Genomic DNA, 22,619 nt, shown 5'->3' with positions numbered 1-22,619 from the left:
CAACCAGTGATCTTCATCCACCAGGGTGGAAGGGCTGTCCTCCAGGCGGGAGATCGTCGCCGTCCGTTCGTCCCCACCCCTCGACGGCCACCCCCGGCAGGCCCGTAGGGTGGCGAACATGCCGCGTGTCGTCTATCTCGGTCCCGAGGGAACGTTCAGCGAGCAGGCGGCACGGGCGCTGGGGCGCGCCGAGGTGCTTCCCGGGGGCAGCGCGCTCGCGCCCTCGGCCACCATCGACGAGGCGGTGCGGGCGGTCTCCGGGACCTCGGACGCCGAGCCCACCGCCGAGCTGGCCGTCGTGCCCGTCGAGAACAGCGTCGAGGGCTCCGTCGTCGCGACCCTGGACGCGCTCAGTTCCGGTGCGCCCACCGTGGCCGTGGCCGAGACCGTGCTCCCGGTCCGCTTCAGCGTGCTGACCCGCCCCGGAACCACCCTGGACCGGGTGCGCACCGTCGCGACGCACCCCCACGCCGCCGCCCAGGTGCGGAACTGGTTGGCCGAGAACGTCCCCCGGGCGGCCGTGCTGCCCAGCACCTCGACCGCTGCCGCCGCCAGGTCGGTCCGGGACGGGGAGGTGGACGCGTCGGTCAGCACACCGGTGGCCGCCGAGCACTACGGCCTCGCGGCCGTGGCCGAGGACGTCGCCGACGTCCGGCACGCGGAGACTCGCTTCCTGCTGCTCAGCCGGCCCGTCGCGCCGCCGCCGCCCACCGGGTGGGACCGCACCTCCATCGCGGTCGTCCTGCCCAACCACCCCGGGTCCCTCGCGGGTGCCCTCCACGAGCTGGCCCTCCGCGACATCAGCCTGAGTCGGATCGAGTCGCGGCCGACCAGGAACCGCCTCGGCGAGTACCGCTTCTTCCTGGACCTCGACGGTCACGTCGGCGAGTCGAGGATGGCGGACGGTCTCGCCGCCCTCCGGCGCCGCTGCGTCACCGTCCGGTTCCTCGGTTCGTTCGCGAAGGCGGACGCGATACCGAGGGTCCACGGCCCCGACGAGGGCCGGCACACGTCCGACGAAGTGTTCGCAGAGGCCAGCGCGTGGGTGCGCGCGGTCAGGGAGGGGAGAGAGGTATGAGCGCGTTCCGGCTGGTCCTGGCGAGGCACGGCGAGACCGAGTCCAACGTGGGCGGCGTGCTCGACAGCCGACCGCCGGGCCCGCCCCTCACCGACCTGGGCCGCCTCCAGGCGGAGGCGCTGGCCGAGGAGCTGGCCGAGGAACCGGTCGTCGCCGTCTACGCCAGCGTGGCGACCCGGGCGCGGCAGACGGCCGCGCCCCTGGCCGCCCGGCACGGCCACACCGTCGAGGTCCTGGAGGGCGTCCACGAGGTGCAGTGCGGCGAGTTGGAGGGCCGCTCCGACGTCGACGCGCTCAGGACGTTCCACGAGATCTTCGGCTCCTGGCACACGGGACTGGTGAGCAGTCGCCTCCCCGGCGGGGAGTCCGGCCAGGACGTGCTCGACCGCTTCCTCCCGGTGCTCGAGGAGCTGCGCGACCGGCACCCCGAGGGCACGGTGGTCCTCGTCAGCCACGGAGCCGCGCTGCGCCTGGTGGGGGGCTGGATCGCCGAGAACGTGACGGGCCGGGCGGCCGACGAGGTCCTGCTGCCCAACACCGGCCGCGTCGTGCTGGAGGCGGACACCTCGCTCGCCTCCGGGTGGCGCTGCGTGTTCTGGACCGGGCACGACGACATCGGCGACGACCAACCGGCCGGCGCGGGCGCGGCCGGCGACTGACCAGCGGGCCCGGGGCTCCGGCTCAGGCCCAGCCGAGCTCGTGCAGGGTCTCGTCGTCGATGCCGAAGTGGTGGGCGATCTCGTGGACGACCGTGATGGCCACCTCGTCCACCACCTCCTCCTCGCTCCCGCACATCTCCAACAGTGGGCTCCGGTAGACGAAGATGCGGTCCGGCAGCATCCCCGTGTAGGTGGAGTCGCGTTCGGTGAGCGCGACCCCCTCGTACAGCCCGAGCAGCCCGGGGTCCTCCTCGTTGTGGTCCTCCACCAGGACGACCACGTTGTTCATGGCGGCGGCGAACCGCTCGGGCACGAGGTCGAGCGCCTCGGAGACCAGCTCGTCGAAGCGGGCCCGGGACATCTCTACCGGCATCAGTTTCCTTCGCTGTCCGGTTCACCCGACCGATCGGGGGCGTCGGACGGGGGAACCGCGTCCGACGGCTCGCCCGAGGGCTCGGCCGGCGTGGACGGTTCCTCGGTCGGCACCGGCACGCCCGGCCGCACCGTCTCCGACGGAGGCGGTGCCGGCTGGTCGCCCACGGTGATGTCGCCGGTCACGCTACCCGTGATCGGGGCGTAGCCGCTGCCGTCCGGGAGCAGCTGCGCGACGAAGCATTTGACCTTCCTGGTGCCCGCTTCCCAGCTCTCGGGCGCCAGCGTGCTCCACGAGGGGACCACCCCCTTGTCGACGACCGGCATCCCCGCGTACTCCGTCGAGGCCTCCCGGCATGCCGGCGCGAGGTACTCGTCCTGCGCGTCGGTCCCCGGGTAGGCGTCCGGGAACTGGTCGGAGAGGTCGATGACGGAGACGATCTCCTGGGCGTGGGGCTCCGCGCAGTCGACCGGATCGGCCAGGTTCGCGCCGTTGATCCCCAGGCAGACGCCGGGCTCGTGGACGTCGGCCTGCTCCAGCTCGGCCACCCGTCCCGTGATCGGGTAGAGCCCGCCGGAGATCGTGGTCAGCTGGAGCGCGCAGTGCATGGTCCGGTCCCCGTCGTCCCAGGTGTCCCGGTCCGGGGTGAAGGCGTTGACGCTGAACCGGCCGTACGGGTCGAGCTGGCCGCTGAGGTAGTCCCTGGACAGCGGGACGCACTGCTGGTCCTTGAGCTCCAGCCACTGCTCGGGCGTGGGGAAGGGGGCGTCCTCGTCGGCGTAGGGGAAGTTCGGCTCCGGCGGTCCCGGCGGCTCGACGCCGTCGGAGGGTTCGGTGCCCGCACCCGGTGCCGCCGCCGGACCAGCGGGGGGAGCGTCCTCCCCGCCCTCCGGGACGACCTCGCCGTTGTCGTCGACCTGGATCTGCGCGAGGTCGACCTTCCCCGTGACCTCGAAGAGGTGGGGTTCGCCGCAGGTCACGGTCCGGATGTCCGAGGCGTCGTCCTCGGTCCAGAACAGGCACTCACCCGGGTTGGCCTCGAAGACCAGCTGGTACGGCTGTGGTTCCTGCTCGGTCTCCTCGCCACCGCGTTCGGCGCCGGGACTGGGGCGGTCACCACCGGGCCCACCGACGGGCAGGATCGCCAGCGCGGTCGCGATGAGCACCGCGGTCGCGCCGAGCACCGCGCCGATCATGATCACGCGCGTGTTGCGGCGGCGGGGGTTCTGCCGTTGCTCGCTCTGCTCGCTCATCTCGGGCATCTCATCCATCATGCCTGCTCAGGAGGTGCACACTGATCGTGCTCCACCTCAACCTACCTGGCCAAATTCGTCCATTCGGGTGAAAATAAGGTCCAACGGTGGGAATTTTGCGTCCCAGTTACCAAGGAAGCACGGTGCCGTGGGGGTAGCCAATGACGAATCACGACCGAGACCACGACCCGAAGCAGCCTCCCGAGAGTAATGAGGGCGGGTCCGACCGGCATGTCGAAGGCGGCGGAACCACTCCACCGCCTGGCCAGCGGGGCAGCGGGCCGATGTCGTCCCGTCCCACGCCACCACGGCGGGGCCAGATCCGGCAGCAGGAGTTCGGGGTGACCAAGCCCCGCGAACCCACCCTCGCCGAGAAGCGGGCCCGGATGGCAGCGGAGCGGCGTCGCCGCGAGGAGGAGGAGCGCGCCGCGGCCGCCGCCGAGGCCAGGGCGAGGACCCGCAAGCGCGTCCTCATCGGCGGCGGCGTCACCGTCGGCGTCGTGGCGCTGGTCGCCGTGATGTACGCGGCCGCCCAGCCCAACGAGGAGGTCACCGCCTACTGCGTCGACTCCGAGGACAACGTCGTCGAGGACGAGAGCTACTGCGACCCGCAGCAGGCGACCTCCAACGGTGGCTACGTCGGGACGGGCGGTCTGATCTGGATCGCGGGGAACAGCTACCACTACAACTACGGAGGGACCCCCAACCCGGGGGGCACGGTGTCCGGGGGGACTACTGTGCGTCCCAACAACGCGGAGATCAGGACCCAGTCCGGGACGACCATCCAACGGGGCGGTTTCGGCACCGGACGGGGCAGCGGGGGGAGCTGACCAGGTGCACCGGGAGATGTCGGAGCCAAGGCCGGACTGGCGGCAGCGGGTCGAGTCGCAGGGGCTGGTCTTCGGAACCCCCTCGCGCGGCCGGGACGGGGAACCACGTCCCTACTGGGACGAGTCGGTGCACTACGTGTTCCAGCTCGACGAGGTGCTGTCGGTGGAGGCTGACGTCGAGCTGCTCCACTCGATGTGCCTCGAAGCGGTCGAGAACGCCGTCGCGGCCGACCGCTTCCGGGACTTCGGCATCTCCGAGCAGGTCTGGCCCTACGTGGTCGAGTCGTGGAAACGGCACGATCCGTACCTCTACGGGCGCTTCGACCTGCGTTACGACGGGACCGGGCCGGCCAAGCTGCTCGAGTACAACGCGGACACCCCGACCTCGCTGCTGGAGGCCGCGGTCGTGCAGTGGCACTGGCTCACCGACACCCACGAGGGGTCGGACCAGTGGAACTCGATCCACGAGAAGCTGGTGGCCCGGTGGGAGCACATCGCCGGTTCGCTGCCCTCCGACGAGATCCACTTCACCTGGTCCGGGGGCGACAGCACCGGTGAGGACCACATCACCGCCGCCTACCTCCAGGAGACCGCCGCCGAGGCCGGCCTGAACACCGTCGGCCTCCCCATCGAGGAGATCGGCTGGGACCCCCTGCTGGAGCGGTTCGTCGACCTGGAGGAAGCCCCCATGTCGACGGTCTGCAAGCTGTACCCGTGGGAATGGGTGGTCGACGACGTCTTCGGCGAGCACGTCCTGCCGTCGCAGCCCCAGACCCTCTGGGTCGAACCGCTGTGGAAGATGCTGCTGTCGAACAAGGCGCTGCTCGCCGTCCTCTGGGAGATGTACCCCGGCCACCCCAACCTGCTGCCGGCCTACCTGGACGACCCGGGCATGCTCACGGAGTACGTCCGCAAGCCCCGCCTGGGACGGGAGGGCGCCAACATCAAGATCGTCGCTCCCGGGATGGAGCAGGAGACGGGCGGCGTGTACGGGGACGAGGGCTTCGTCTACCAGATGCTCGACCCGCTTCCCGAGTTCGACGGCATGCGCCCGGTGCTGGGCGCCTGGGTGGTCGGTGACGAGTCGGCGGGGCTGGGGATCCGGGAGTCCGCCGGGCTGGTCACCGACGACGGAGCCGCCTTCGTGCCACACCGGATTCCCGGCTGAGACGCGAACGAGTTCCCAAAGCGTTGCATAACGGTCAAAGATCTGGACCCGCCGGTCGCCTGGTGGTCCATCTCGGGTAAGACTTGGTCCGCCGACAGGCCGCAGTGGCCAGTCAGACCGGAGGAGGTTCCACGCCGTGGCCAGCCCACTCGCCACCCAGACCCAGCTCGCCCTGAACGCGGACTACTTCTCGATGCTCGGCCAGGGTGTGGGCGCGATCGCCCTCTACGCGGTCGTGGGGCTGTTGCTGATGCTGGTCGCCTTCTTCGCGATCGACCTCACCACACCCGGCCGGCTGAACGAGTTGGTGCGGGCCGGCAAGCCCAACGCCGTGGTCATCACGTCGTCCGGGTTGTTCAGCATGGCCCTGATCGTGGTCGTCGCGATCTACAACGCCTCCGGTGTCCTGGTGGAGGGCCTGATCGCCGCCGTGGTCTTCGGTCTCGTCGGCATCATCGCCCAGGTCGTCGCCGTGCGGGTGCTCGAGTGGGTGGCGCGGGTCCAGATCGGTCAGCTCATCCACGACGACGAGCTGACCGCCGGGAGCTTCGTGGTGGCCGCCGCGCACCTCGCGCTCGGCCTCGTCGTCGCCGTCTCCATCATCTGACGTCTCCGCCGCCGACCAGCGAGGGAAACCGTCCGATCGGCTGTCGGCGCCCACCGGCCGGCCGCCGGTCCCGCACCCCGGCCGGCCGTTCCCCGCTGTCACGCCGTCACGTCCTCCGCGACCTCGCGGTCGAGGGTGACCCGAACCAGGGCGGCGGCCAGCCGGGCGTAGTCCTCGGGGTCGTCCACCTGTGACGCGAGCCGCTCGGGGTCGGTGGGCAGGCCCACGCGCCTGGCACCGTCGAGTGCCTTCCGGTCGAAGTAGGGGCGCAGCCCCGGCCACACCAGCTGCGCTTCCCGGCAGAAGATGTCCGCCCCGGTCGGCCCGATCCTGCGGAACTCGGTGAGCAGCTCCCGCAGCCGGTCGCGGTCCAGGACCCTCGTGCCGTTCTCGGTGCGGGTCGCCTCGTCCCGCATCCGGCGCAGATCGCCGCCGTACCGGTCGCGCACCAGCTCCGCGCCCTCCCGCAGCGAGGTCGCGGTGCTCTCGTCGTACCGGCGGTAGTGGGCCCTCCCCAGCGCGTCCACCAGCTCCTGCCAGTCCGCCGCCGCCACCTTCGCCGGAGTTCCGTAACCGCTCCTGACGAGTTCGCGGGACGTCGCCATCGCCAGGTGCGACTGGACCGGCGCCGAGGCCAGCATGGACAGCACCAGCAGCCGGTACAGCGGCGCCGGCTTGTCCGCGAGCGAGACACCTCCCTCGTCCGAGTAAGTCCGCCCCGCGCGGTCCAGCAGGACACGAACCTTCCCCTTGGCCATCTCCGACCGCCCTCCCCTCCGGCTCCCCGCCCAGTCGGCCCGGGCGCCACGGCCGCGCCGGCGGCCACCACGAGCACAGCGGAACGCTGCCCATCGGGGTACCCGCGCCTCCCGGGCCCGACACCGCGCGCTGACCTGGCCCCCGTCGGCACCCCGACCTCCGGTCGCGCCCGGTTTCGGCCGGCGGGCCGCGTCGGGTCCGCTGACGTAACCTGCGGGGTATGGCGGTTGATGTCTCGGACCAGGCGCTCGCCGGGCTCGGCCGGCGGGTGCGGAGGCTCCGCACCCGCCGAGGACTGAGCCAGCAGCAGCTGGCGACGGTCAGCGGCCTGAGCGAGCCGCACCTGTCCCGGTTGGAGAGCGGGGACCGGCTGCCCTCCCTGAACGTGCTGGTGCGGCTGGCGGCGGGGCTGGACGTGTCGGTGGCGGAGTTGTTCACCGACCAGCCGCCGGGGCCCGCCGCGGTGGTGTTGCGCGGTGAGGACGTGCCCAGCGTCAACAGCGGGGGCCTGTCCGCCCAGGTGTTGACCCCTCGGGCGGTGGTGCCCGGTCTGTACGCGGCCCGGTACCGGCTCGAACCCGTGCGGCGTGACACCGACCTGGCCACCCATGATGGCCACGACTGGGTGTACGTGCTGGAGGGTCGGTTGCGGATCGAGTTCGGTACCGAGACGGTGCTGCTGGGTTCGGGTGACAGTGCGAGTTTCAGTTCGCGGGTTCCGCACCGGTTGGGGGCGGAGGGTGGGGTGCCGGTCGACTTCCTGGCGATCGGCTGCACCCGGTGACGCTGGTTCCCGGGATCCGGGCGCTGGTGCGCGGTCTCGGTGTGGTCAGGGGGGTCCGAGGACGTCGGTGACGGCGCAGGCCGTGTTGTCGGGTGCGCCGGCCTGCCGGACCAGTTCACCGAGGCGGTTCACGGTCTGGGTTGGGGTGCCGGCGGCCAGGAGCGCTCCGCGGAGCCGGGGTTCCGGGATGACGGCGTGCAGGCCGTCGGTGCACAGCAGGTACCGGTCGCCGGGTCGTGCCTCCCTGAGGTGGAAGTCCGGGTCGCCCGTTCCTGGGAGGGTCAGGGCCCGGAGCAGCGCCGCCCGGCGCGGGTGGGCGGCCGCCTCCTCAGCGGTCAGCCGACCCTCGTCCACCAGGGACTGGACGAAGGTGTGGTCGTGGGTCAGCTGCGAGAACTCACCATCCCGAAGCAGGTAGGCGCGGGAGTCGCCGATGTGGGCCAGGGCGAACCTGGAACCGGACCACAGCATGGCGGTCACCGTGGTACCCGCCTCCGCCAGCTCGGGCGCGGAGGAACCGAACTCCCGAACCGCCTCGGCGGCGTTGGACACCGCGTCCCCCAACACGACGGCGACGTCCCCGTGCCCCTCGGCCCGGTCCAACACCCGCAGCGCCTCGACGGCCGCCGCGCTCGCGGTCCGATCCGACCCCGGCGCGCCGAACCCGTCCGCGACCACCTGGAGCCGACGCCCCGCGAACACCACGTCCTGGTTGTTGGGCCGCACCGGTCCGCCGTCCACATGAGTGGCCGAGTCGAGCAGCCAACCCCGTGCCTCCGTGGGCATTCCGTTGTCCTTCCTCGTCAGACGACGGACGAGGTGGGTGGCCAGCTGACGCCGGGCCGCGGTGTCCGCCTCCACCTGGCGCCAGTAGGAGGCCACCTCCGTGGCGGCGGCGGCGGGCGGCAGGTCCGCCACGACCCGGATCCGGGCCAGTGGCATGCCCAACCCCCGCAGCGACGCGACGAGCCTGGCGCGGTCCAACTGGTCCCGGTCGTAGGACCGGTACCCCGACCACGAGGCGACCCGGGCGGGCCGCAGCAGACCCAGCTCGTCGTACAACCGCAGCGCCTTCGGCGTCAGACCGGAGGCTCGCGCGAACTCCCCGATGCTCAGGCCGGCCATGTCCCCTCCTCGTCCCGGGCTCCTCGCCCGTGTCCACGACACTGGGCTCTGACCCAGGGGGAGGGTCAAGCGGCGCGGGTGCGCCCGGCCGGGGCCAACCCACCGCACCGCCACCAGCCGACCGGTTCGCACGAGTTCGACCTGTCGTGCGGTCCGTCGTCTGGCGGTGCCGTCGCCGGTCCGTCCGGAGGTGGAGCGCCCTGGCGTCCCGATCGGCCGCCGAAGGGGTTCCCGCCCGTGGGCCGCCGGGGGGCGCGGTACCGGTCGCCACCCGTGGGGCCGGGCGCCCGGCCGGCGGGTGATCTCAGGGGCGCAGGGCGGGCAACACCTCGGCGGCGACCGCCTCCAACACGCTCTCGTGCCCCGCGTACGGCCCGTCGGACCTCGGCCAGTGCACGACCACGTCGGTGAATCCCAGCTCCCGGGCCCTACCCAGGGCATCCCGGAAGTACTCCACGCTCGTCAGCCCGTACTCGCCGCCGGAGTCCAGGCTCAGGTACCGGTCCACGCTCGCGCTGCCCCTGTTCTCCGAGGCGAGCACCTCGTCCATGACCGAGGACAGCTCCACCACCGAGCTCCACCACTCCCGTTCGTCCTCGGTCTGCCGACCGGTGGTCACCCAGCCGTCGCCGTGGCGAGCGACCAGCCGCATGGACCGCCTGCCGTTCGCGGCCAGGACGAAGGGAGCCCGGGGGCGCTGCACGCAGCCGGGGGCGCTCCTGGCGTCGACGGCCTCGTAGTAGTCGCCCCGCCAGGTGGTGCGGTCGTTGGTCAGGACGGTGTCGAGGAGCTCGACGAACTCGCCGTACCGGTCCACCCGTGCCCGAGGTGGTAGTTCCCGCCCCCCGAGCACCTCCACGTCGTAGCCGGCACCTCCGGCGCCGATCCCGACCAGCAGCCGGCCGTCGGAGACGTCGTCCAGCGCGGCGACGTCCCTCGCGAACGGGATCGGGTGCCGGAAGTTGGGGGAGGCGACGTAGGTGCCCAACCGGATTCGGCTCGTCACGAGAGCGGCGGCGGTCAGGGTGGGCACGGCGGAGAACCAGGGCCCGTCGACCAGGGACCGCCAGCCGAGGTGGTCGTAGGTCCAGGCGTGGTCGAAGCCGTACTCCTCGGCCGCTCGCCACTTGGGTTCGGCGGCCCACCAACGGTGTTCGGGGAGGATCACGATGCCAACTCGCACGCGGGTTGACCTTACGTGTCCGGGTCCCGGACGGGAAACCACCTCACGATTCTCGTGGAGCCCCGCCACGGGTGGTTTCGGCCGGTTCGGGCGCTTTCAACTGTCGATGTTCGGGCATCTGGGGCAGGTTCGCAGCAGGGAGCCAACAGGAAGGGGTGACCGCATGAACCGTCGTCTCCGAGGCCCGCTCGCCGCCGCCCTGCTCGGCTCGGTGCTCGCCGTCGTCGTCGACGCCGGGCTCCCGACGAGCCCGCGGAGCGCCGCGGCGGCGGTGACCGTGGCGGCCGACCAGGCGGAACCGCCGGCGGACCGACACGACTGGAGGTCGAGGTCGGGTCTCGGGGGTTCCTCCCCGGCGGCCGGTGGGGACGATGGCGGGAACCGACCCCACGAGGGAACCGGGGACCTGGCGGACGCGCGGGGGGTGCGGTTCGACCCCGACCTCGCCGGCCCCGGCGCGGAACCGGAGGCGGACACCACCCCCTACTCAGTGATCGGCGAGGACGACCGGCGGCGGGTGACCAGGACCACCGCGTACCCGGCGCGCGCGGTCGTCTACCTCACCCACAGCACCAGCTGGTGCACCGGCTACCTCTACGCCGCGGACATGGTCGCTACCGCCGGGCACTGCGTGCACGGTGGGCCGGGCGCCGACTGGAAGACGAACTTCCGCGTCTACCCGGGGCGGAACGGGACGCACGCCCCCTACGGCTACTGCGAGGTCCTCGACGCGTTCGCGACGGTGGGCTGGACCAGGGACGGCAGCATCGACCACGACTACGCGGCCCTCCAGCTGGACTGCACCGTCGGTGCCACCACCGGGTGGTTCGGTCACCAGGCGCCCGGCCCCGTCGCGGTGGGCGCCACCACGGTCACCCAGGGGTACCCACAGGACCGGGAGCCCTCGGCCTCCCAGTGGCAGAGCGTCGACGAGGTGCGCCGGGTGACCGACCACCGCGTCTACCACCACAACGACACCTTCGGCGGTCAGAGCGGTGCCCCGATCTACCTGCCAGCGAGTTCCTGCCACCCGTGCGTGGTGGCCGTGCACGCCTATGGCTGGGGCGTGGAGAACAGCGGCACCAGGATCACCGACGAGGTGTTGGGCAACCTGACCCGGTGGCGGCGGACGTGACGGCGGCCACCGCCACCGCCGTGCGTGACAGGACGAGGTGCCGGGTAGGCCATCCGGATGGTCAGCTCCGCTCGCCGCTTACCAGCGGTGATGGTGGCGCCGGAATAATTCCACGGACTGCTCTGTTCCAGTGGTGAACGGTTGCACCGGCTAACAAACAGGATGGGGAGAACGATCAGACCAACGGAGATGCGACCGACGACCACCGAGGAAGGGACAGGCGTATGGCCCGACGACTGACCACGACGCTCGCTGCTTTCGGTTTGGCCATCATGGCCGCGTTCGGATTCCTGGCGATCAACCACTCGAACCCGGCCCCGACCATAGATATTCACCTCGTCGTCGCGGCCGACTAATGTTACCGCCACCTGAGGCGAGCCGACCGCGGGGGTGGACCGACGGTACGCGAGTCATTCCCGTCCACGCCGACCAGCGTGAACAGGGGACACCCGCCCCCGGCCGATCCCCGCGTCGGCATACCGGGCACGGGCCGGGCGCTCGTGCCCCCGAGTGAGGACGGCCACGTGGAGAAGCCCGGCCTGGTCGCTTCCGACGTGGACGGCACCCTGCTGGACCCGCTCGAACAACTCCGCCCACGCACCGCCTCGGCGGTCTCCAGGGTGCTCGACGCCGCCATCCCGATGGTCCTCGCCACCGGCCGCTCACCTCGCTGGGTGTACCCGGTGGCGCGGGCGCTGCGCGTCGGCGGGCTCGCCGTCTGCGTGAACGGCGCGGTGATCCTGGACGTCGAGCGTCGGGCCGTGCTGAGCACCCACGCGATCGACCCAGTGCTGCTGCGCGACGTCGCCGACGTCGTGCTCGACGCCCTGCCCGGTTGCGCCCTGGCCGTCGAGCAGTGCGTGGACGCCGACCCGCCCACCCAGCCGCCCGAGGACGACACCCGCGGCGCCCCGGTGGCGTTGGTCGGGCCCGGCTACCTGAGTCCCTGGGGCGTCCACCAACGAAGCCCGGTCCCCCTCGCCGAACTGCTCGGGCGCCCCGCCGTCCGGCTGATCGTCCGCCACCGGGGGGTGTCCAGCCGCGAGATGGCGAGAACGGTCGGGCCGCTCGTCTCGGACGCCGTCGAGATCACCTACTCCACGGACGACGGCCTCATCGACGTGATGCGCGCGGGGGTGAACAAGGCGTCGGGGCTGTCCGAGGTGGCCGACCTGCACGGCGTCGACCGGGCTGACGTGGTCGCCTTCGGCGACATGCCGAACGACATCCCGATGCTGCGCTGGGCTGGGCACGGTGTCGCGATGGAGAACGCGCACCCGGAGGTGCTGGCCGTCGCGGACGAGACCACGACCTCCAACGCCGAGGACGGCGTGGCGCGAATCCTGGAGCGCTGGTTCTGACCGAACTCCGTCCCGCCCCTCGGGCACCGCGCTGACGGGTGGGCGCCGCCAGCCGTCCCGAACACCCGCGGCGGCCGTTCCTCCCGGTGTGCCGCCGCCACCCGGTCCGGAGCCGCACGGGCGCGCACCAGTCCTCCGCTGGCGCGCCCAACGGGTCATCCGGCCGGTGGGAGGAGCCCGGGGCGGGAGGCGCCGGCGCGCGGACGGCCGCGACACCGGTTCCCGTGCCGCCGACCTCGCCACCGCGCGTCGGCCCGTAGCCCACACGCGGCATTCCCCGTCGCGCCCGGCCAGCCAGGGGTGCGTCTGACCTGCGACGACGTCGACGACCTGTGATGTCCTCCCGCAGGCGCTCCGCGGTCAGCCGGGCAATCATGTGGTTCGACCGACGCAGGGAGGACCCGTGTGCCGACGACACCGACCACGCCGGGACGTCCGGTGAGCCCGCCGTCATGGACGTGACGGAGGCCGCCGCCCGGCGGGACCGCACGCCGGAGGAACCAGCCCCCGCCGCCCAGGCGGGTCCGACGGTGCCGAGGTGGCCGAGCGAACGGGTGCTGGCCCCGGCGGTGATGCTGGTGCTGACCGGGATCGCCGCGGGACTGCCCCTGGTCGGGAACCGCATCTTCTACTACTGGGACGACACCGCGGCGGCGGCCGTGGGGATCTGGCACCGGGTGGCCGAGGCGGTCCTCGCCGGCAGGTTACCGCTACTGGAGCTCGACATGTGGCGTGGCGGGAACCTGGTGGGCGAGGCGGCCACCGGCATGTGGAACCCCCTGGTGCTGGCCGCGAACCTCGCCACCCACCAACTCACCAACCTGGCGTTGGCGATCTCGCTGGTCAAGGCCGGGTTCATGGTGCTCATGGCCTTCGGGACGTACCTGGTGGCCCGGGACCACGGGGCCAGGCCGTGGGCCGCGGCGCTGGTGGGCCTCGCCTTCCCCCTCGCCGGCTACAACCTGTTCATGGACGGCACCGCGTGGATCAACGCGCAGATGACCACCGCGCTCGTCCCCTACGTGTGGTGGACGGCGCGGCGGGCCGTCCACCGGGGCGGTTCCCTGTTCTGGGTCGTGCTCGCCGGCTACCTGTGCTCCTCCATCGGTAGCCCGTACGGCCTGCTGGCCACCGCCCTGGTGGTCCTCGCCGTGATGGTCGAGGGGTGGTGCTCCGGGCAGCGGTGGCGGGTGGCCGGTGTGGCGGCGGCGGGCGTGGCGACGGCGCTGGTGACGGCCTTCGTGTTCATCCCGCTGGTGGGCACCTCGGTGGTCGGGTACCGCCAGGACAGCCCCACCTTCAACGACGGCTTCCTGGTGCCCACGCTCACCGACCTGTTCGGCCTGAGCAACCCCGCGTTCCAACCCTTCGTGACGACCTTCGGCCTGCCGGTGATGGAGTTTCCCGGCCTCTACCTCGGGTGGTTCCTGCTGCCCACCCTGCCGTGGCTGCGGTGGGGGGTGCTCCGGGACCGCTGGCGGCCCCTGGTGGGACTGGCCGTCTTCGGGGGCGCGTCGCTGGTGCTGATGCTCGGTCCGTCCAACCTCTGGATGTTCCGCTGGCCGGCCAGGCTGATCCCCTTCTTCCTGCTCGCGGTCGCGCTGACCTGGGCCGTCGTCGCCAGTGGCGGTTTCCACCGCACCCGACCGGTGGCACGGTCCGCCCTCTCGGTCTCGCTGGTCGCGTTCGCCGGCTACCTCGGCTGGGCGTCGGTCCCGGACACGCTGCCCCGGCAGCTCCTCGGCGCGGCGGCGGTCCTCCTCCTGCTGGTCCCCCTGCTGGCCGGGTGGGCCAGCAGGGCCGGCGGGTTCGTCCTCCTGGCGACCGGCACCGTGGGCGTGCTCGCCCTCCAGTTGACCTGGTTCCCGTCCAACGCCAACACCGCCGGTTACCAGTTCCCCCTGCACGCCGACGAGCTGCGCGACCGGTTCGCGGACCGCTACCAGGGCATGACCGTCCAGTTCGCCGACCTCGCCAGGGCGGACCCGGCCACGGTCGAACCGCACGGCATCTACCGGGACGTCCTCTTCGGGTCGCTGTACACCATCCCGGAGGTGGAGACGCTCACCGCCTACAGCGGGATCGGGTTCTCCGCGCTGGACGGGGCGCAGTGCCTGAACTTCTACGGCAGCGTCACCTGCCCGGAGGCGTGGGAACGTTTCTGGCGGCGGCCCCTGGGAGGACCGGCTCCGCTGGTGGACCTGCTCCGCGCGGAGACGGTCGTCGCCCAACACGCCCTCGTCGACGTGCGGGAGGAGCCGGCCCCGCCAGGCTGGGAACGCCAGGAGGTCACCGACTTCGTCACCGTGTGGCGGCGGACGGAGCCGCTGCCCCACCCTGACGGGCGGGTGTCGCACGTGCCGGCCGGTGTCGAGGTGACACGGGACGAGGTGGTCGGCCGGAGCGGGGAACTCGTCGACTTCACCCGCGACGACCCCAGCGCCCCCACCCGCCTCACCTTCGCCAGGCTGGCGTGGCCCGGGTACTCGGCCAGCGTCGACGGCGCCCCCGTTCCCACGAGGACCGGGCCGGACGGCCTCCTCCAGGTCGAGCTGCCGGCCGGGATGGACGGCGGATCCCTGGAGCTGCGCTGGAACGCCCCCGGGCTCGGGCTCGGCATGGGCCTGCTGGCCGCCGGCCTGGTGTTGACCGCCGGCCTCGTGCTGGTGACGACGACGCACCGCCGACGGCGGCGCCGGTCGGGCGACTCCGAGGTGTCCCCCGTGGAGCCGACGAGGACGACCGAGCCGACCTCAGCGGCCCCGGAACACGAACGGAAGGAGGACCACCACGACAGCGGACACCCGTGACCGAGCGGAGGGACGGTGGATCCGATGCGAGAACGGTTCCCCACGGGGGAGACGGCGCGCGTGACCGGCCGGCGACTGGTCTCGCTGGTGGTGCCGGCCTGCGACGAGGCGGCCAACGCGCCAGGGCTCGTCGCGTTCTACCGCCAGGTCAGGAACTCCTTCCCCGACCTGGACTTCGAACTGGTGGTCGTCGACGACGGCTCAGAGGACGGCACCGCCCAGGCGGTGGTCGACCAGCTCGGGCCGGGTGACATCGCCAGGGTCGCGGTCCTGTCCCGCAACTTCGGTTCCCACGCCGCCGTGACCGCTGGCTTCCAGCTGTGCCGGGGCGACGCGGCGATCACGCTCAGCGCGGACCTCCAGGAACCTCTCAGCGCCGTCGCCGACTTCCTGGCGGGGTGGAGGTCGGGCCACGACATCGTGTGGGGCGTGCGGCGGGTCCGTTCGGTCCGGCGTGGACCGTCGAACCTGTCCGCCCTGGTGTTCTCCTGGCTGCTCCGCCGACTGGGGCAGATCCCCAACATCCCCGAGGAGGGGCCTTCCCAGGTCCTGGTGTCCCGCGCCGTGTTGGACGTGCTGGCGCGCATGCCCGAGCGCAACCGCAACATCATGGGCCTGGTCGCCTGGGTGGGTTTCGCGCAGGCCACCATCACCTTCGACCAGCGTCCTCGGCCCGCGGGCACCAGCAAGTGGACCACCAGCCGGAAGATCAAACTCGCCCTGGACTCCTTCGTCGCCTTCTCCTACGCGCCCATGCGGGCGGCGATGGTGGTGGGAGCGGTGCTGGGAGCGGTGGGCGTACTGCTCGGGGCGTCCGTCGTCCTCACCGCGCCACTCACCGAGCTCCCCGTGGGGTGGCCACTGGTGATCGCGGTGATGTGCGTGATCGGTGGCGGGCAGCTCGCGTTCCTCGGTCTGCTCGGCGAGTACCTGTGGCGTGCCGGCGACGACGGTCGCGGTCGTCCGGTGTTCGTGGTCGACGAGGTGCGGGACGTGGGAGAGCCACCGGGCCAACCGCCCACCGCGTCCCTGAAGGACTCCCACCCGCTCCCGGGCGAACCGGCAGCCGGGCCCGGTGCCGACGTGGAGGAGGACCCGGCGGGACGGCCTCGACGGAACTCGCGCCGTGCCCGCCCGCGTCCCGACCCCGATCCTCCGGAGCCAGCGGGTAGCTGGTGAACGCTCCTCCACGCCCACGAGGCCCTGGAGAGCGACCGGGCGCGGCGACGAGCTCGGAGCGGCACCTCGGGACGGGGGACCGGAGCCGACCCGGGGACCGGGGTGATCGATCGCGCCGCGCCGCGCGCCGCTCGGCGGCACCGGCCCCGACTGAGGACGCCGCCCTCCCCGACCCGCATGCCATCCCCAACCCGCACGCCATCCCCGAACCGCGCTCCCCGACCCGGCGGGTCACCCCGCCGTCCACTCGTGCACGCCCGCCGCGCGGGAGCATCTCCCCCGCGCGTCCCACCAGGAGCCGGCGGCCACCGGAGGCAGGCCGGCGCGGGGAGTTCCAGGAGCCGAGCCGATGTGGTGGACGCCGGCCGCGCGGCAGGGGAGCGCGGGCGCGGGCCCGGCACCGTGGCGACCTGGTCCGCCACGATCCGGCCAGCCCACCACGAGGGCAGCCGAACCGGGGTCAGCCGTCCCCGGCGCGCCGCAGCGCGAGGCGCGCGGTCAGCGCCGCGCCGCCAGCCGTGAGCACGTCCGCGAGGACGAACATCAGCCGTGACGCGAGGGTGAACGCGATGGCCTGGGCTTCGGTCAGACCCGCGGCCAACAACGCGGCGAGCAGGATCGCGTCCCTGACGACCGCGCCGGAGGGCAGGAAGAAGACCAGGATGCCCGCGTTCATGCCGATGGCCATCGCACCGACGCAGACCAGGACATCCCAGCCAGTGACGGCTCCGCTCGCCGATGCCAACAGCCAGAGGTGCACCCCGAACAACCCGTACGCCGTCAGGGACAGCCCGAGGACGCGGCCCACCGTGCCCCACCGCAACCGCTCCGCCGGTGGGGGACGGCGGAGGACCCGGAACACCAGGGCCGCCGCCCTCGTCAGCACCGCCGGGTGCAACGCCACCAGGCCAACGGGCAGGAGCAGGTAGAGCCAGGCCGCGCTGGGGGTGTCCGCGAGCAGTACCGGGGCGGCCAGCACGCCCAACAGCAACGACGCGACCATCGAGACACCGAGGTGGATGAGGGAGCCGCTGAAGATCCGTGCCCGGGGCAGGCCGGCCCTCCTGCCGAGTTCCATCTGGAGCAGGTACGCCCAGACCGTCCCGGGCACGTACTTGCCGAGCTGGCCGACGAGGTTGATCTGCGCCCCGCGAACCAGACCCACCGGCGGACCGAGGTCGTCCACCACCGCCTGCCACGCCAGGGTGCCGACCAGGATGCCGACCACCGTCGCCGCCGAACTCAGCGCCGTCACGTACCAGGGGATCTCGACCAACGCCGCCGACACCTCGGACCACCGGCCCACCACCGCCCAGGCCGTCGCGGCGAGCACCAGGACGAGCAGGCCCCGCTGCGCCCAGGCGAGCAGCCGGGCCCGCCGCGACCGACCGGGCACGTCACGGCTCTCCTCGCCCCCGCCCGCGGGGCTCTCACTCGGGTCTCGCTGGCCCGTGACCTCGACCGGCCGTCGGGCGCCGGCCGGTTCGGCGCCCGCCACGACCCCGGGTTCGGCCGGCCCGCCGGCTCCCCCCGCACCACCGACCGGCCCGGCGGGCCTGTCCCTCGCGCGGAACCACATCGGCGGCGCCTACCCGGTCACCGTCGTCAGCCGGGTGAACTCGCGGAGCAGGTCGTGGCCGTCCCACACCGGGGCGAAGCTCAACGCCGACCCGACCGGGACGATCCGGTCGATCCCCCGCCCGCCGAGGCGTTCGGCCAGGGCGAGGAGTTCGCCCCGGTCGAACCCGAAGTGGGTCAGGGTCTGGTCCTCGCGCCGCACCAGCCCTGCCAGCTCCTGGAGGGAACCCACGGCGCGGTGGGGGAAGGTCGCGACGCCAAGCCAGTCGCGGGGGATCTCCGCCTCGGGGGCGAGCTCCAGCGTCGCGACGGCGTCCCCCTCGAAGCTGACGGACCTCGCCGCCCCGGTCGCGGCGAGACCGTAGGCGCCGACCCGTTGCCGCACCGCCATCGCCGGCTCGGGGCGGAACCCCTTCTCCCCGACGACGTCGAGCAGCAACCGGGTGAAGTCGCGGGCCGCCTCGCGCCCCTCCGCCTCCGAGCCCACCCAGAACACGGCCCTCGGCGAGGAACAAGCCGCCTGGTCGAACCAGAAGGCGTCGTTGTAGAAGCCGCCGAGCACGGAGCGCCGGGTGGTCTCGTCGGTGCGCCGCCACGACGCCGAGGAGATCACGGCGAAGGACGACCGGTTGGGGAAGGTGAGGTCCCGGGCAGCCGGGGCCAGCGGGAAGGCGCGCAGGGCCGTGACGGACGCGTCGCCGCCCCAGACCACCCTGAGGTCGCACTCCGAGGAGAGGGTCGCCGTGACCGAGTCGTCCCGTCCGTAGCCGATGAGGCGTTGGGTCGCGGCCACCGCCGTGGCCACCTCGGGTGGAGCGTCGCGCAGGGCCTCGTGCATGGCGGTGAGGACGGCGGAGGCGGCCGCGCCCGAACGTTCCGACAACCTGACCACGTTGGTGTTGCCCGCCAGGGCGGACAGCGCCCAGGAGTAGACGAAGATGGTGTCGACGTTGGCCGGTGGTACGTGCAGGACCAGGCCCCGGGGGAACCGGAGCGCGCTCTCGGCGCCGCCGGGCCCGGCGGGTGCGGTGCCGGTCGAGGGCGAGTCGCCGAGCGCGTCCAGGGTCCTGGTGAGCTCCCCCCGGCGGAGGAAGAACCCGAGCGCGGCGAGTTCCGGGTGGCGGCGGGCCTGGGCCGGTGCGAGGAGCCTGGCGGCGAGGTCGGTCAGGAACCGCACCATCCGCTCGTCCCCGACGCGGAGATCACAGCGGACGGCACCGACCGCCAGTTCGCGGAGCAGGTCGGGGGCCGGGAGGGACGGCCCGGCGGGGAACCGCGAGGTGACCTTCATGGGCGGCCTCCCGAGGGTCCGGTGTTCCTCGGCCCGGAGAACGTGTCACCGCAGCCCCTCGCCTCCGCCCTGGGCAGGCGGCCCGTCACGGAGAAGCGCTTGCCGGGCCAGTCGCCGTCGTCGACTCCGTGGACGACGCCGACGTCCTCGGTGAGCAGGACGTGGCCGGGGTAGGACCGGGGGAGCGTGCTGACGACCTCGATGACCCCGGGTTCCCCTACCGGCTGTTCCCGCCAGGTCCCGGGTTCCCTGACGATCACGTCGGCGAAGTCGGGGCAGTACAGCGACCCCCCGGACGGTCCCTCGAGGAAGACCGTGCCGATCTGCTCGACCATGCCGTAGTAGTTGTGGATGCGCCGCAGCCCGGTGTCGGCGGCGAAGCGTCGGCGGAACTCGGCGTTGTCGACCGCCCGGTCCGCCAACCTCTTCCAGCCGCCCGAGTGCACCAGCACGCCGTTGGACAGGTCGAACCGGTGGTCCCTGGCGATCTCGTAGAGGTAGCGCCAGACCATGAACGTGAAGCCGAACACCAGGAACGGGGAGTCGCCGTGCCGGCGGAGGAACTCGGCGACCGCGCCGGGGTCGGGCCGGTCGTCCTCGTCCAACACGTACACGTGGTCCCGCCCGAAGTTCGCCATGCCCAGGACCCCGGCTCCCCGGGCGGAGAAGGAGGTTCCGCCGCGCGCCGTCGACGCGCTGTCCACCATCAGCATCGGCAACCGGCGGGGGCCGAGCACCGCGCGCAGGGTCCGCGACAGCTGCCTGGTCTGCGCCGCCGCGCTCTCCCGGTCGAGGTGGATGCGGGACACCGAGGCACCGGTGGTCCCCGAGGAGGTCAGCACCCGGAAGACCGCCTCTGCCGGCACGCTGCGCAGATCGTGTTCCTTGAACAGCCGGACCGGGAGCCACGGCAGGTCGGAGGTGGTCGAGGCGGCGGCGGGACGGGGAACGCCGAGCGCGGTGAGGATCCGGTCGTACTCCGGGCAGCCGTCGCGGTGCCGTTCGGTGAGGTCGACCAGTTCGGGCAGGAGAGCGGCCTCCCGCCCCGGCTGGTCGAGCCCGAAGACGTCGGCGTCCTCCCCGCGGGACGAGGGGGTGGGGGCGGAGCCGTTCCCCGGGTGCCCCGACCCGGGCCCGGCGTCCGGTCGCTCAGCGGCGGTGGTCACGTGCCGGCCTCCAGGGTGCGGTAGTCGGTCTTGCCGCTCGGCAGCAGGGGGAGACGGTCCACTGGTCGAACGTCGAACCCGGACGCGTGCAGGCGCAGTTCCGCCGCCAGCGTCCTGGCCACGGCTCGGCAGGCCTCGACGGTCCCCCCTTCGAGGAAGACGACGACCCGATCACCGTCCGCGACGGCGGCTCCCGGACCGACGTGCCCCGTCCTGCCCCGGAGGAGCCGCTCGACGTCGTCCAGGTTGACCCGGTTGCCGAAGACCTTGCCGATCCGGGAGAGGCGTCCGGTGAGGAACAGGAAGCCCTCCTCGTCGAGGTAGCCGAGATCACCGGTCGCGAGGACCCCGCCGAGTTCGTCGCCCGACGACAGTTCGGCGGCTGACTCCGCGTAGCCCATCATCACGTTGGGACCCTGGTAGACGACCTCGCCCTCAGCCCCCGGGCTGGTACTGGTCGCGCTCCTGCCCCGGCGTGGCGCCGGTGCGCCTCCGGCGGTGTCCTGGTCGGAGAGGGAGCGGATGGTGAAGGTCCCACCAGGAACCGGCCGGCCCACCGACCCGACCCGCCCTGGCAGTTCCTCGGCGGGCAGGCAGGCCATCCTCGGCGCGGCCTCCGTCTGGCCGTACATGACGAACATGCGCCCTCCCACCGCGGCCATCGTGCGGTGGAAGTAGGTGACGAGTTCGTCGCGCAGCCGCCCCCCGGCCTGGGTCACGGTGCGCAGGCTGGGGTGCGCCGCGGGGTCGAACCGCAGTCGTCGCAGCATCTCGTAGTGGTAGGGGACACCAGCGAGCGAGGTGATCCCGTACCGGTCGACGGCGGTCCAGAACGGCCGTTCGAGGACGCCGTGCCCGGTGACGACCACCGTCGCGCCGGCGGCGAGGTGGCTGTGGAGCACGGACAGCCCGTAGCTGTAGTGCAGCGGGAGGCAGGTGGGGGCGATCTCGGCGGTGGTGATGCCCAACGAGGCGATCACGGACCGGGCGTTGGCGAGGACGGCCCGACCGGAGAGCCGGACGAACTTGGGGCTGCCGGTGGAGCCGCTGGTGCCCAGCAGCAGCGTGAGGTCGGGGTGCGGCGGTGGGGCCTCCCCGCTGGCGAGCCGCCGCCACCCGTCGGCCGTCGGGAGGTACCCCTCCGGTGCCCGTTCCCCGTCGGGGGTGCCGAGCACGGCCGCCGGTTGGAACCTGCCGATGAGGTCGGCGAGGACGGCGTGCGGGGTGGCCGGATCGAGCAGTGCCACCGGCCGGCGCGCGGCGAGGCCACCCAGGTAGCGCTCGACCGTGCCGGTGTCCACGCCGGCGAGCAGGAAGAGGGGGCCGGGCCCCAGGTTGACGAGTCCCTCGGCGAAGCGTTCCGCCCTGGCCAGCAGGTCCGAACCCGACCACGTGGTGCCCGTCGCGGCGTCGACGAGCGCGCTGCCAGGGTGGACCAGGTCGGCGAGCACGGTGTCGGTCCGGAGCGCGGTCACAGCACCAGACCCCCGTCGACCCCGATGACCTGTCCGGTGACGAAGCTGGCGTCGTCGCCGGCTAGGAAGCGGATCACGGTGGCGACCTCCTCCGGGCGGCCCAGCCGACCGAACGGGCTCGATTCCCGGGCGTGGCGCAGCGTCTCCTCGGACTGGGAGCGGACGAGGTCGGTGTCCACGACCCCGGGGGCGACCGCGTTGACCCGGATGCCGTGGCGCCCGAGTTCCTTGGCGGCCGAACGGGTGAGGCCTCCGATCGCGGCCTTCGACGCCGCGTAGGCGCTCTGCCCCACGCTGCCCCGCTCGCCCACGATCGAACCGAGCAGCACGATCGACCCGCCGTGGGCCCGGGTCATCACCCGGGCGGCGGCCTGCACGGTGTTCAGCGCGCCGACCACGTTGGTGTCGAGCAGCGAGCGGACGTGGTCCTCGCTGATCATGCCCAGCACGGCGTCGGCCAGGACACCCGCGTTCGCGACCACGATGTCGAGCCGGCCGAGTTCCCGTGCCGCGCCCCGGATCGCGGTGGCCGTCGCGCGCCCGTCCGTGACGTCCAGCCCCATGCCGATGACCCGGGAGTCGGTGGCGGCGGCCACCTCCGCCGCCCTCTCCTTGGCCGTGGTCTCCGAACGTCCGGTGAGCACCACAGCCGCCCCCGCCTCGGCCAGCGCGGTCGCGGTGGCCAGGCCGATGCCGCGGGTGCCGCCGGTGATGACGGCGACCCTGTCCCTGAGTTCGGTCACGGCTAAGTACCGCCCCTCTGCCCCGGAACGCCGGTCCTACCGGCGTTCTCCGATTCCGTCAG

Annotated in this window: 20 protein-coding genes; 10 read left to right on the top strand and 10 right to left on the bottom strand. The window is 72.7% G+C overall.

Annotation, left to right across the window (positions count from 1 at the left end; translation table 11 throughout):
• Positions 1–118 precede the first annotated feature (118 nt).
• Both pheA and G443_RS15580 read left to right on the top strand, forming a co-directional pair.
• A complete protein-coding gene (pheA, locus tag G443_RS15585) occupies positions 119–1,078 on the top strand; it encodes a prephenate dehydratase (protein WP_026417741.1) in 960 nt (319 codons plus the stop codon).
• Complete coding sequence (locus G443_RS15580; RefSeq protein WP_026417740.1) at positions 1,075–1,737, top strand: histidine phosphatase family protein; 663 nt, start codon at positions 1,075–1,077, stop codon at positions 1,735–1,737. The genes pheA and G443_RS15580 overlap by 4 nt, the downstream gene beginning before the upstream one ends.
• Positions 1,738–1,759: 22 nt before the next feature.
• Here G443_RS15580 and G443_RS15575 read toward each other — a convergent pair whose 3' ends face one another.
• Both G443_RS15575 and G443_RS15570 read right to left on the bottom strand, forming a co-directional pair.
• Complete coding sequence (locus tag G443_RS15575; protein ID WP_026065694.1) at positions 1,760–2,110, bottom strand: metallopeptidase family protein; 351 nt, start codon at positions 2,108–2,110, stop codon at positions 1,760–1,762.
• On the bottom strand, positions 2,110–3,381 hold the full coding sequence (locus tag G443_RS15570; protein ID WP_162147273.1) for a septum formation family protein: 1,272 nt from the start codon (positions 3,379–3,381) through the stop codon (positions 2,110–2,112). Before G443_RS15570 ends, G443_RS15575 begins: the two co-directional genes overlap by 1 nt.
• Positions 3,382–3,704: 323 nt before the next feature.
• Here G443_RS15570 and G443_RS15565 point away from each other — a divergent pair, with 323 nt between their 5' ends.
• The 3 genes from G443_RS15565 (at position 3,705) to G443_RS15555 (ending at position 5,968) form a co-directional block, all read left to right on the top strand.
• The gene (locus tag G443_RS15565) at positions 3,705–4,193 is read left to right on the top strand and encodes a hypothetical protein (protein WP_081715259.1); all 489 of its coding nucleotides are present in this window, start codon (positions 3,705–3,707) and stop codon (positions 4,191–4,193) included.
• Positions 4,194–4,209: 16 nt separating this feature from the next.
• Entirely contained in the window at positions 4,210–5,361 is a 1,152-nt protein-coding gene (locus tag G443_RS15560; RefSeq protein WP_272500042.1) for a glutathionylspermidine synthase family protein, read from the top strand.
• 193 nt (positions 5,362–5,554) lie between these two features.
• Positions 5,555–5,968: a DUF350 domain-containing protein gene (locus G443_RS15555; protein ID WP_035273910.1), complete on the top strand. Its 414-nt coding sequence runs from the start codon at positions 5,555–5,557 to the stop codon at positions 5,966–5,968.
• A gap of 98 nt (positions 5,969–6,066) precedes the next feature.
• Here the strand turns inward: G443_RS15555 and G443_RS15550 are convergent, their stop codons facing one another.
• Positions 6,067–6,726, bottom strand: coding sequence for an HhH-GDP family DNA glycosylase (locus G443_RS15550; protein WP_026417736.1), 660 nt, complete (start codon positions 6,724–6,726; stop codon positions 6,067–6,069).
• A 221-nt stretch (positions 6,727–6,947) separates the two neighbouring features.
• Between G443_RS15550 and G443_RS15545 the strand changes: the two genes are divergently transcribed.
• Positions 6,948–7,511, top strand: a complete 564-nt coding sequence (locus G443_RS15545; protein ID WP_026417735.1) for a helix-turn-helix domain-containing protein — start codon at positions 6,948–6,950, stop codon at positions 7,509–7,511.
• 45 nt (positions 7,512–7,556) lie between these two features.
• On the opposite strand, the gene G443_RS15540 is transcribed toward G443_RS15545, so the two are convergent.
• Together G443_RS15540 and G443_RS15535 are read right to left on the bottom strand one after the other, a co-directional pair.
• Positions 7,557–8,636: a MerR family transcriptional regulator gene (locus tag G443_RS15540; RefSeq protein ID WP_026417734.1), complete on the bottom strand. Its 1,080-nt coding sequence runs from the start codon at positions 8,634–8,636 to the stop codon at positions 7,557–7,559.
• Positions 8,637–8,940: 304 nt separating this feature from the next.
• The gene (locus tag G443_RS15535; protein WP_026417733.1) at positions 8,941–9,819 is read right to left on the bottom strand and encodes an LLM class flavin-dependent oxidoreductase; all 879 of its coding nucleotides are present in this window, start codon (positions 9,817–9,819) and stop codon (positions 8,941–8,943) included.
• Between the two features lie 163 nt (positions 9,820–9,982).
• Here G443_RS15535 and G443_RS15530 point away from each other — a divergent pair, with 163 nt between their 5' ends.
• From G443_RS15530 to G443_RS15515, 4 genes are all read left to right on the top strand, one after another.
• Positions 9,983–10,954 carry a trypsin-like serine peptidase gene (locus tag G443_RS15530; RefSeq protein WP_051313519.1) on the top strand — a complete coding sequence of 324 codons (972 nt, stop codon included), beginning with the start codon at positions 9,983–9,985 and terminating at the stop codon, positions 10,952–10,954.
• 524 nt (positions 10,955–11,478) lie between these two features.
• Positions 11,479–12,315 carry an HAD family hydrolase gene (locus G443_RS15525; protein ID WP_026417732.1) on the top strand — a complete coding sequence of 279 codons (837 nt, stop codon included), beginning with the start codon at positions 11,479–11,481 and terminating at the stop codon, positions 12,313–12,315.
• A 374-nt stretch (positions 12,316–12,689) separates the two neighbouring features.
• Positions 12,690–15,125, top strand: coding sequence for a putative glycosyltransferase family protein (locus G443_RS15520; RefSeq protein ID WP_155886038.1), 2,436 nt, complete (start codon positions 12,690–12,692; stop codon positions 15,123–15,125).
• Between the two features lie 24 nt (positions 15,126–15,149).
• Positions 15,150–16,304: a glycosyltransferase family 2 protein gene (locus G443_RS15515; protein WP_026417731.1), complete on the top strand. Its 1,155-nt coding sequence runs from the start codon at positions 15,150–15,152 to the stop codon at positions 16,302–16,304.
• A 460-nt stretch (positions 16,305–16,764) separates the two neighbouring features.
• Here G443_RS15515 and G443_RS15510 read toward each other — a convergent pair whose 3' ends face one another.
• From G443_RS15510 to G443_RS15490, 5 genes are all read right to left on the bottom strand, one after another.
• Positions 16,765–17,700, bottom strand: coding sequence for a lysylphosphatidylglycerol synthase domain-containing protein (locus G443_RS15510; protein WP_051313627.1), 936 nt, complete (start codon positions 17,698–17,700; stop codon positions 16,765–16,767).
• A gap of 192 nt (positions 17,701–17,892) precedes the next feature.
• Positions 17,893–19,173 carry an acyl-CoA reductase gene (locus G443_RS15505; RefSeq protein ID WP_026417729.1) on the bottom strand — a complete coding sequence of 427 codons (1,281 nt, stop codon included), beginning with the start codon at positions 19,171–19,173 and terminating at the stop codon, positions 17,893–17,895.
• Positions 19,170–20,201, bottom strand: coding sequence for a LuxE/PaaK family acyltransferase (locus tag G443_RS15500; protein ID WP_051313625.1), 1,032 nt, complete (start codon positions 20,199–20,201; stop codon positions 19,170–19,172). Before G443_RS15500 ends, G443_RS15505 begins: the two co-directional genes overlap by 4 nt.
• 134 nt (positions 20,202–20,335) lie before the next feature.
• Entirely contained in the window at positions 20,336–21,814 is a 1,479-nt protein-coding gene (locus G443_RS15495) for an AMP-binding protein (protein ID WP_081715258.1), read from the bottom strand.
• Entirely contained in the window at positions 21,811–22,557 is a 747-nt protein-coding gene (locus G443_RS15490; RefSeq protein ID WP_026417726.1) for an SDR family NAD(P)-dependent oxidoreductase, read from the bottom strand. Before G443_RS15490 ends, G443_RS15495 begins: the two co-directional genes overlap by 4 nt.
• Between the last annotated feature and the right edge of the window lie 62 nt (positions 22,558–22,619).

Source organism: Actinoalloteichus caeruleus DSM 43889 (genome assembly GCF_000429185.2).
In the GTDB taxonomy this organism is placed as follows: domain Bacteria; phylum Actinomycetota; class Actinomycetes; order Mycobacteriales; family Pseudonocardiaceae; genus Actinoalloteichus_B; species Actinoalloteichus_B caeruleus.
The sequence above is the reverse complement of the archived record's forward strand: the minus strand, read 5'-3'. Positions and strand labels throughout refer to the sequence as shown.

What these genes read in the sequence shown, in the direction of transcription:
- G443_RS15545 (WP_026417735.1), top strand. Translation starts at nt 6,948, where the DNA reads ATGGCGGTTGATGTCTCGGACCAGGCGCTCGCCGGGCTCGGCCGGCGG.
- G443_RS15575 (WP_026065694.1), bottom strand. Translation starts at nt 2,110, where the DNA reads ATGCCGGTAGAGATGTCCCGGGCCCGCTTCGACGAGCTGGTCTCCGAG.
- G443_RS15505 (WP_026417729.1), bottom strand. Translation starts at nt 19,173, where the DNA reads ATGAAGGTCACCTCGCGGTTCCCCGCCGGGCCGTCCCTCCCGGCCCCC.
- G443_RS15570 (WP_162147273.1), bottom strand. Translation starts at nt 3,381, where the DNA reads ATGGATGAGATGCCCGAGATGAGCGAGCAGAGCGAGCAACGGCAGAAC.
- G443_RS15515 (WP_026417731.1), top strand. Translation starts at nt 15,150, where the DNA reads ATGCGAGAACGGTTCCCCACGGGGGAGACGGCGCGCGTGACCGGCCGG.
- G443_RS15520 (WP_155886038.1), top strand. Translation starts at nt 12,690, where the DNA reads ATGTGGTTCGACCGACGCAGGGAGGACCCGTGTGCCGACGACACCGAC.
- pheA (WP_026417741.1), top strand. Translation starts at nt 119, where the DNA reads ATGCCGCGTGTCGTCTATCTCGGTCCCGAGGGAACGTTCAGCGAGCAG.
- G443_RS15555 (WP_035273910.1), top strand. Translation starts at nt 5,555, where the DNA reads ATGCTCGGCCAGGGTGTGGGCGCGATCGCCCTCTACGCGGTCGTGGGG.
- G443_RS15560 (WP_272500042.1), top strand. Translation starts at nt 4,210, where the DNA reads ATGTCGGAGCCAAGGCCGGACTGGCGGCAGCGGGTCGAGTCGCAGGGG.
- G443_RS15550 (WP_026417736.1), bottom strand. Translation starts at nt 6,726, where the DNA reads ATGGCCAAGGGGAAGGTTCGTGTCCTGCTGGACCGCGCGGGGCGGACT.
- G443_RS15540 (WP_026417734.1), bottom strand. Translation starts at nt 8,636, where the DNA reads ATGGCCGGCCTGAGCATCGGGGAGTTCGCGCGAGCCTCCGGTCTGACG.
- G443_RS15530 (WP_051313519.1), top strand. Translation starts at nt 9,983, where the DNA reads ATGAACCGTCGTCTCCGAGGCCCGCTCGCCGCCGCCCTGCTCGGCTCG.
- G443_RS15580 (WP_026417740.1), top strand. Translation starts at nt 1,075, where the DNA reads ATGAGCGCGTTCCGGCTGGTCCTGGCGAGGCACGGCGAGACCGAGTCC.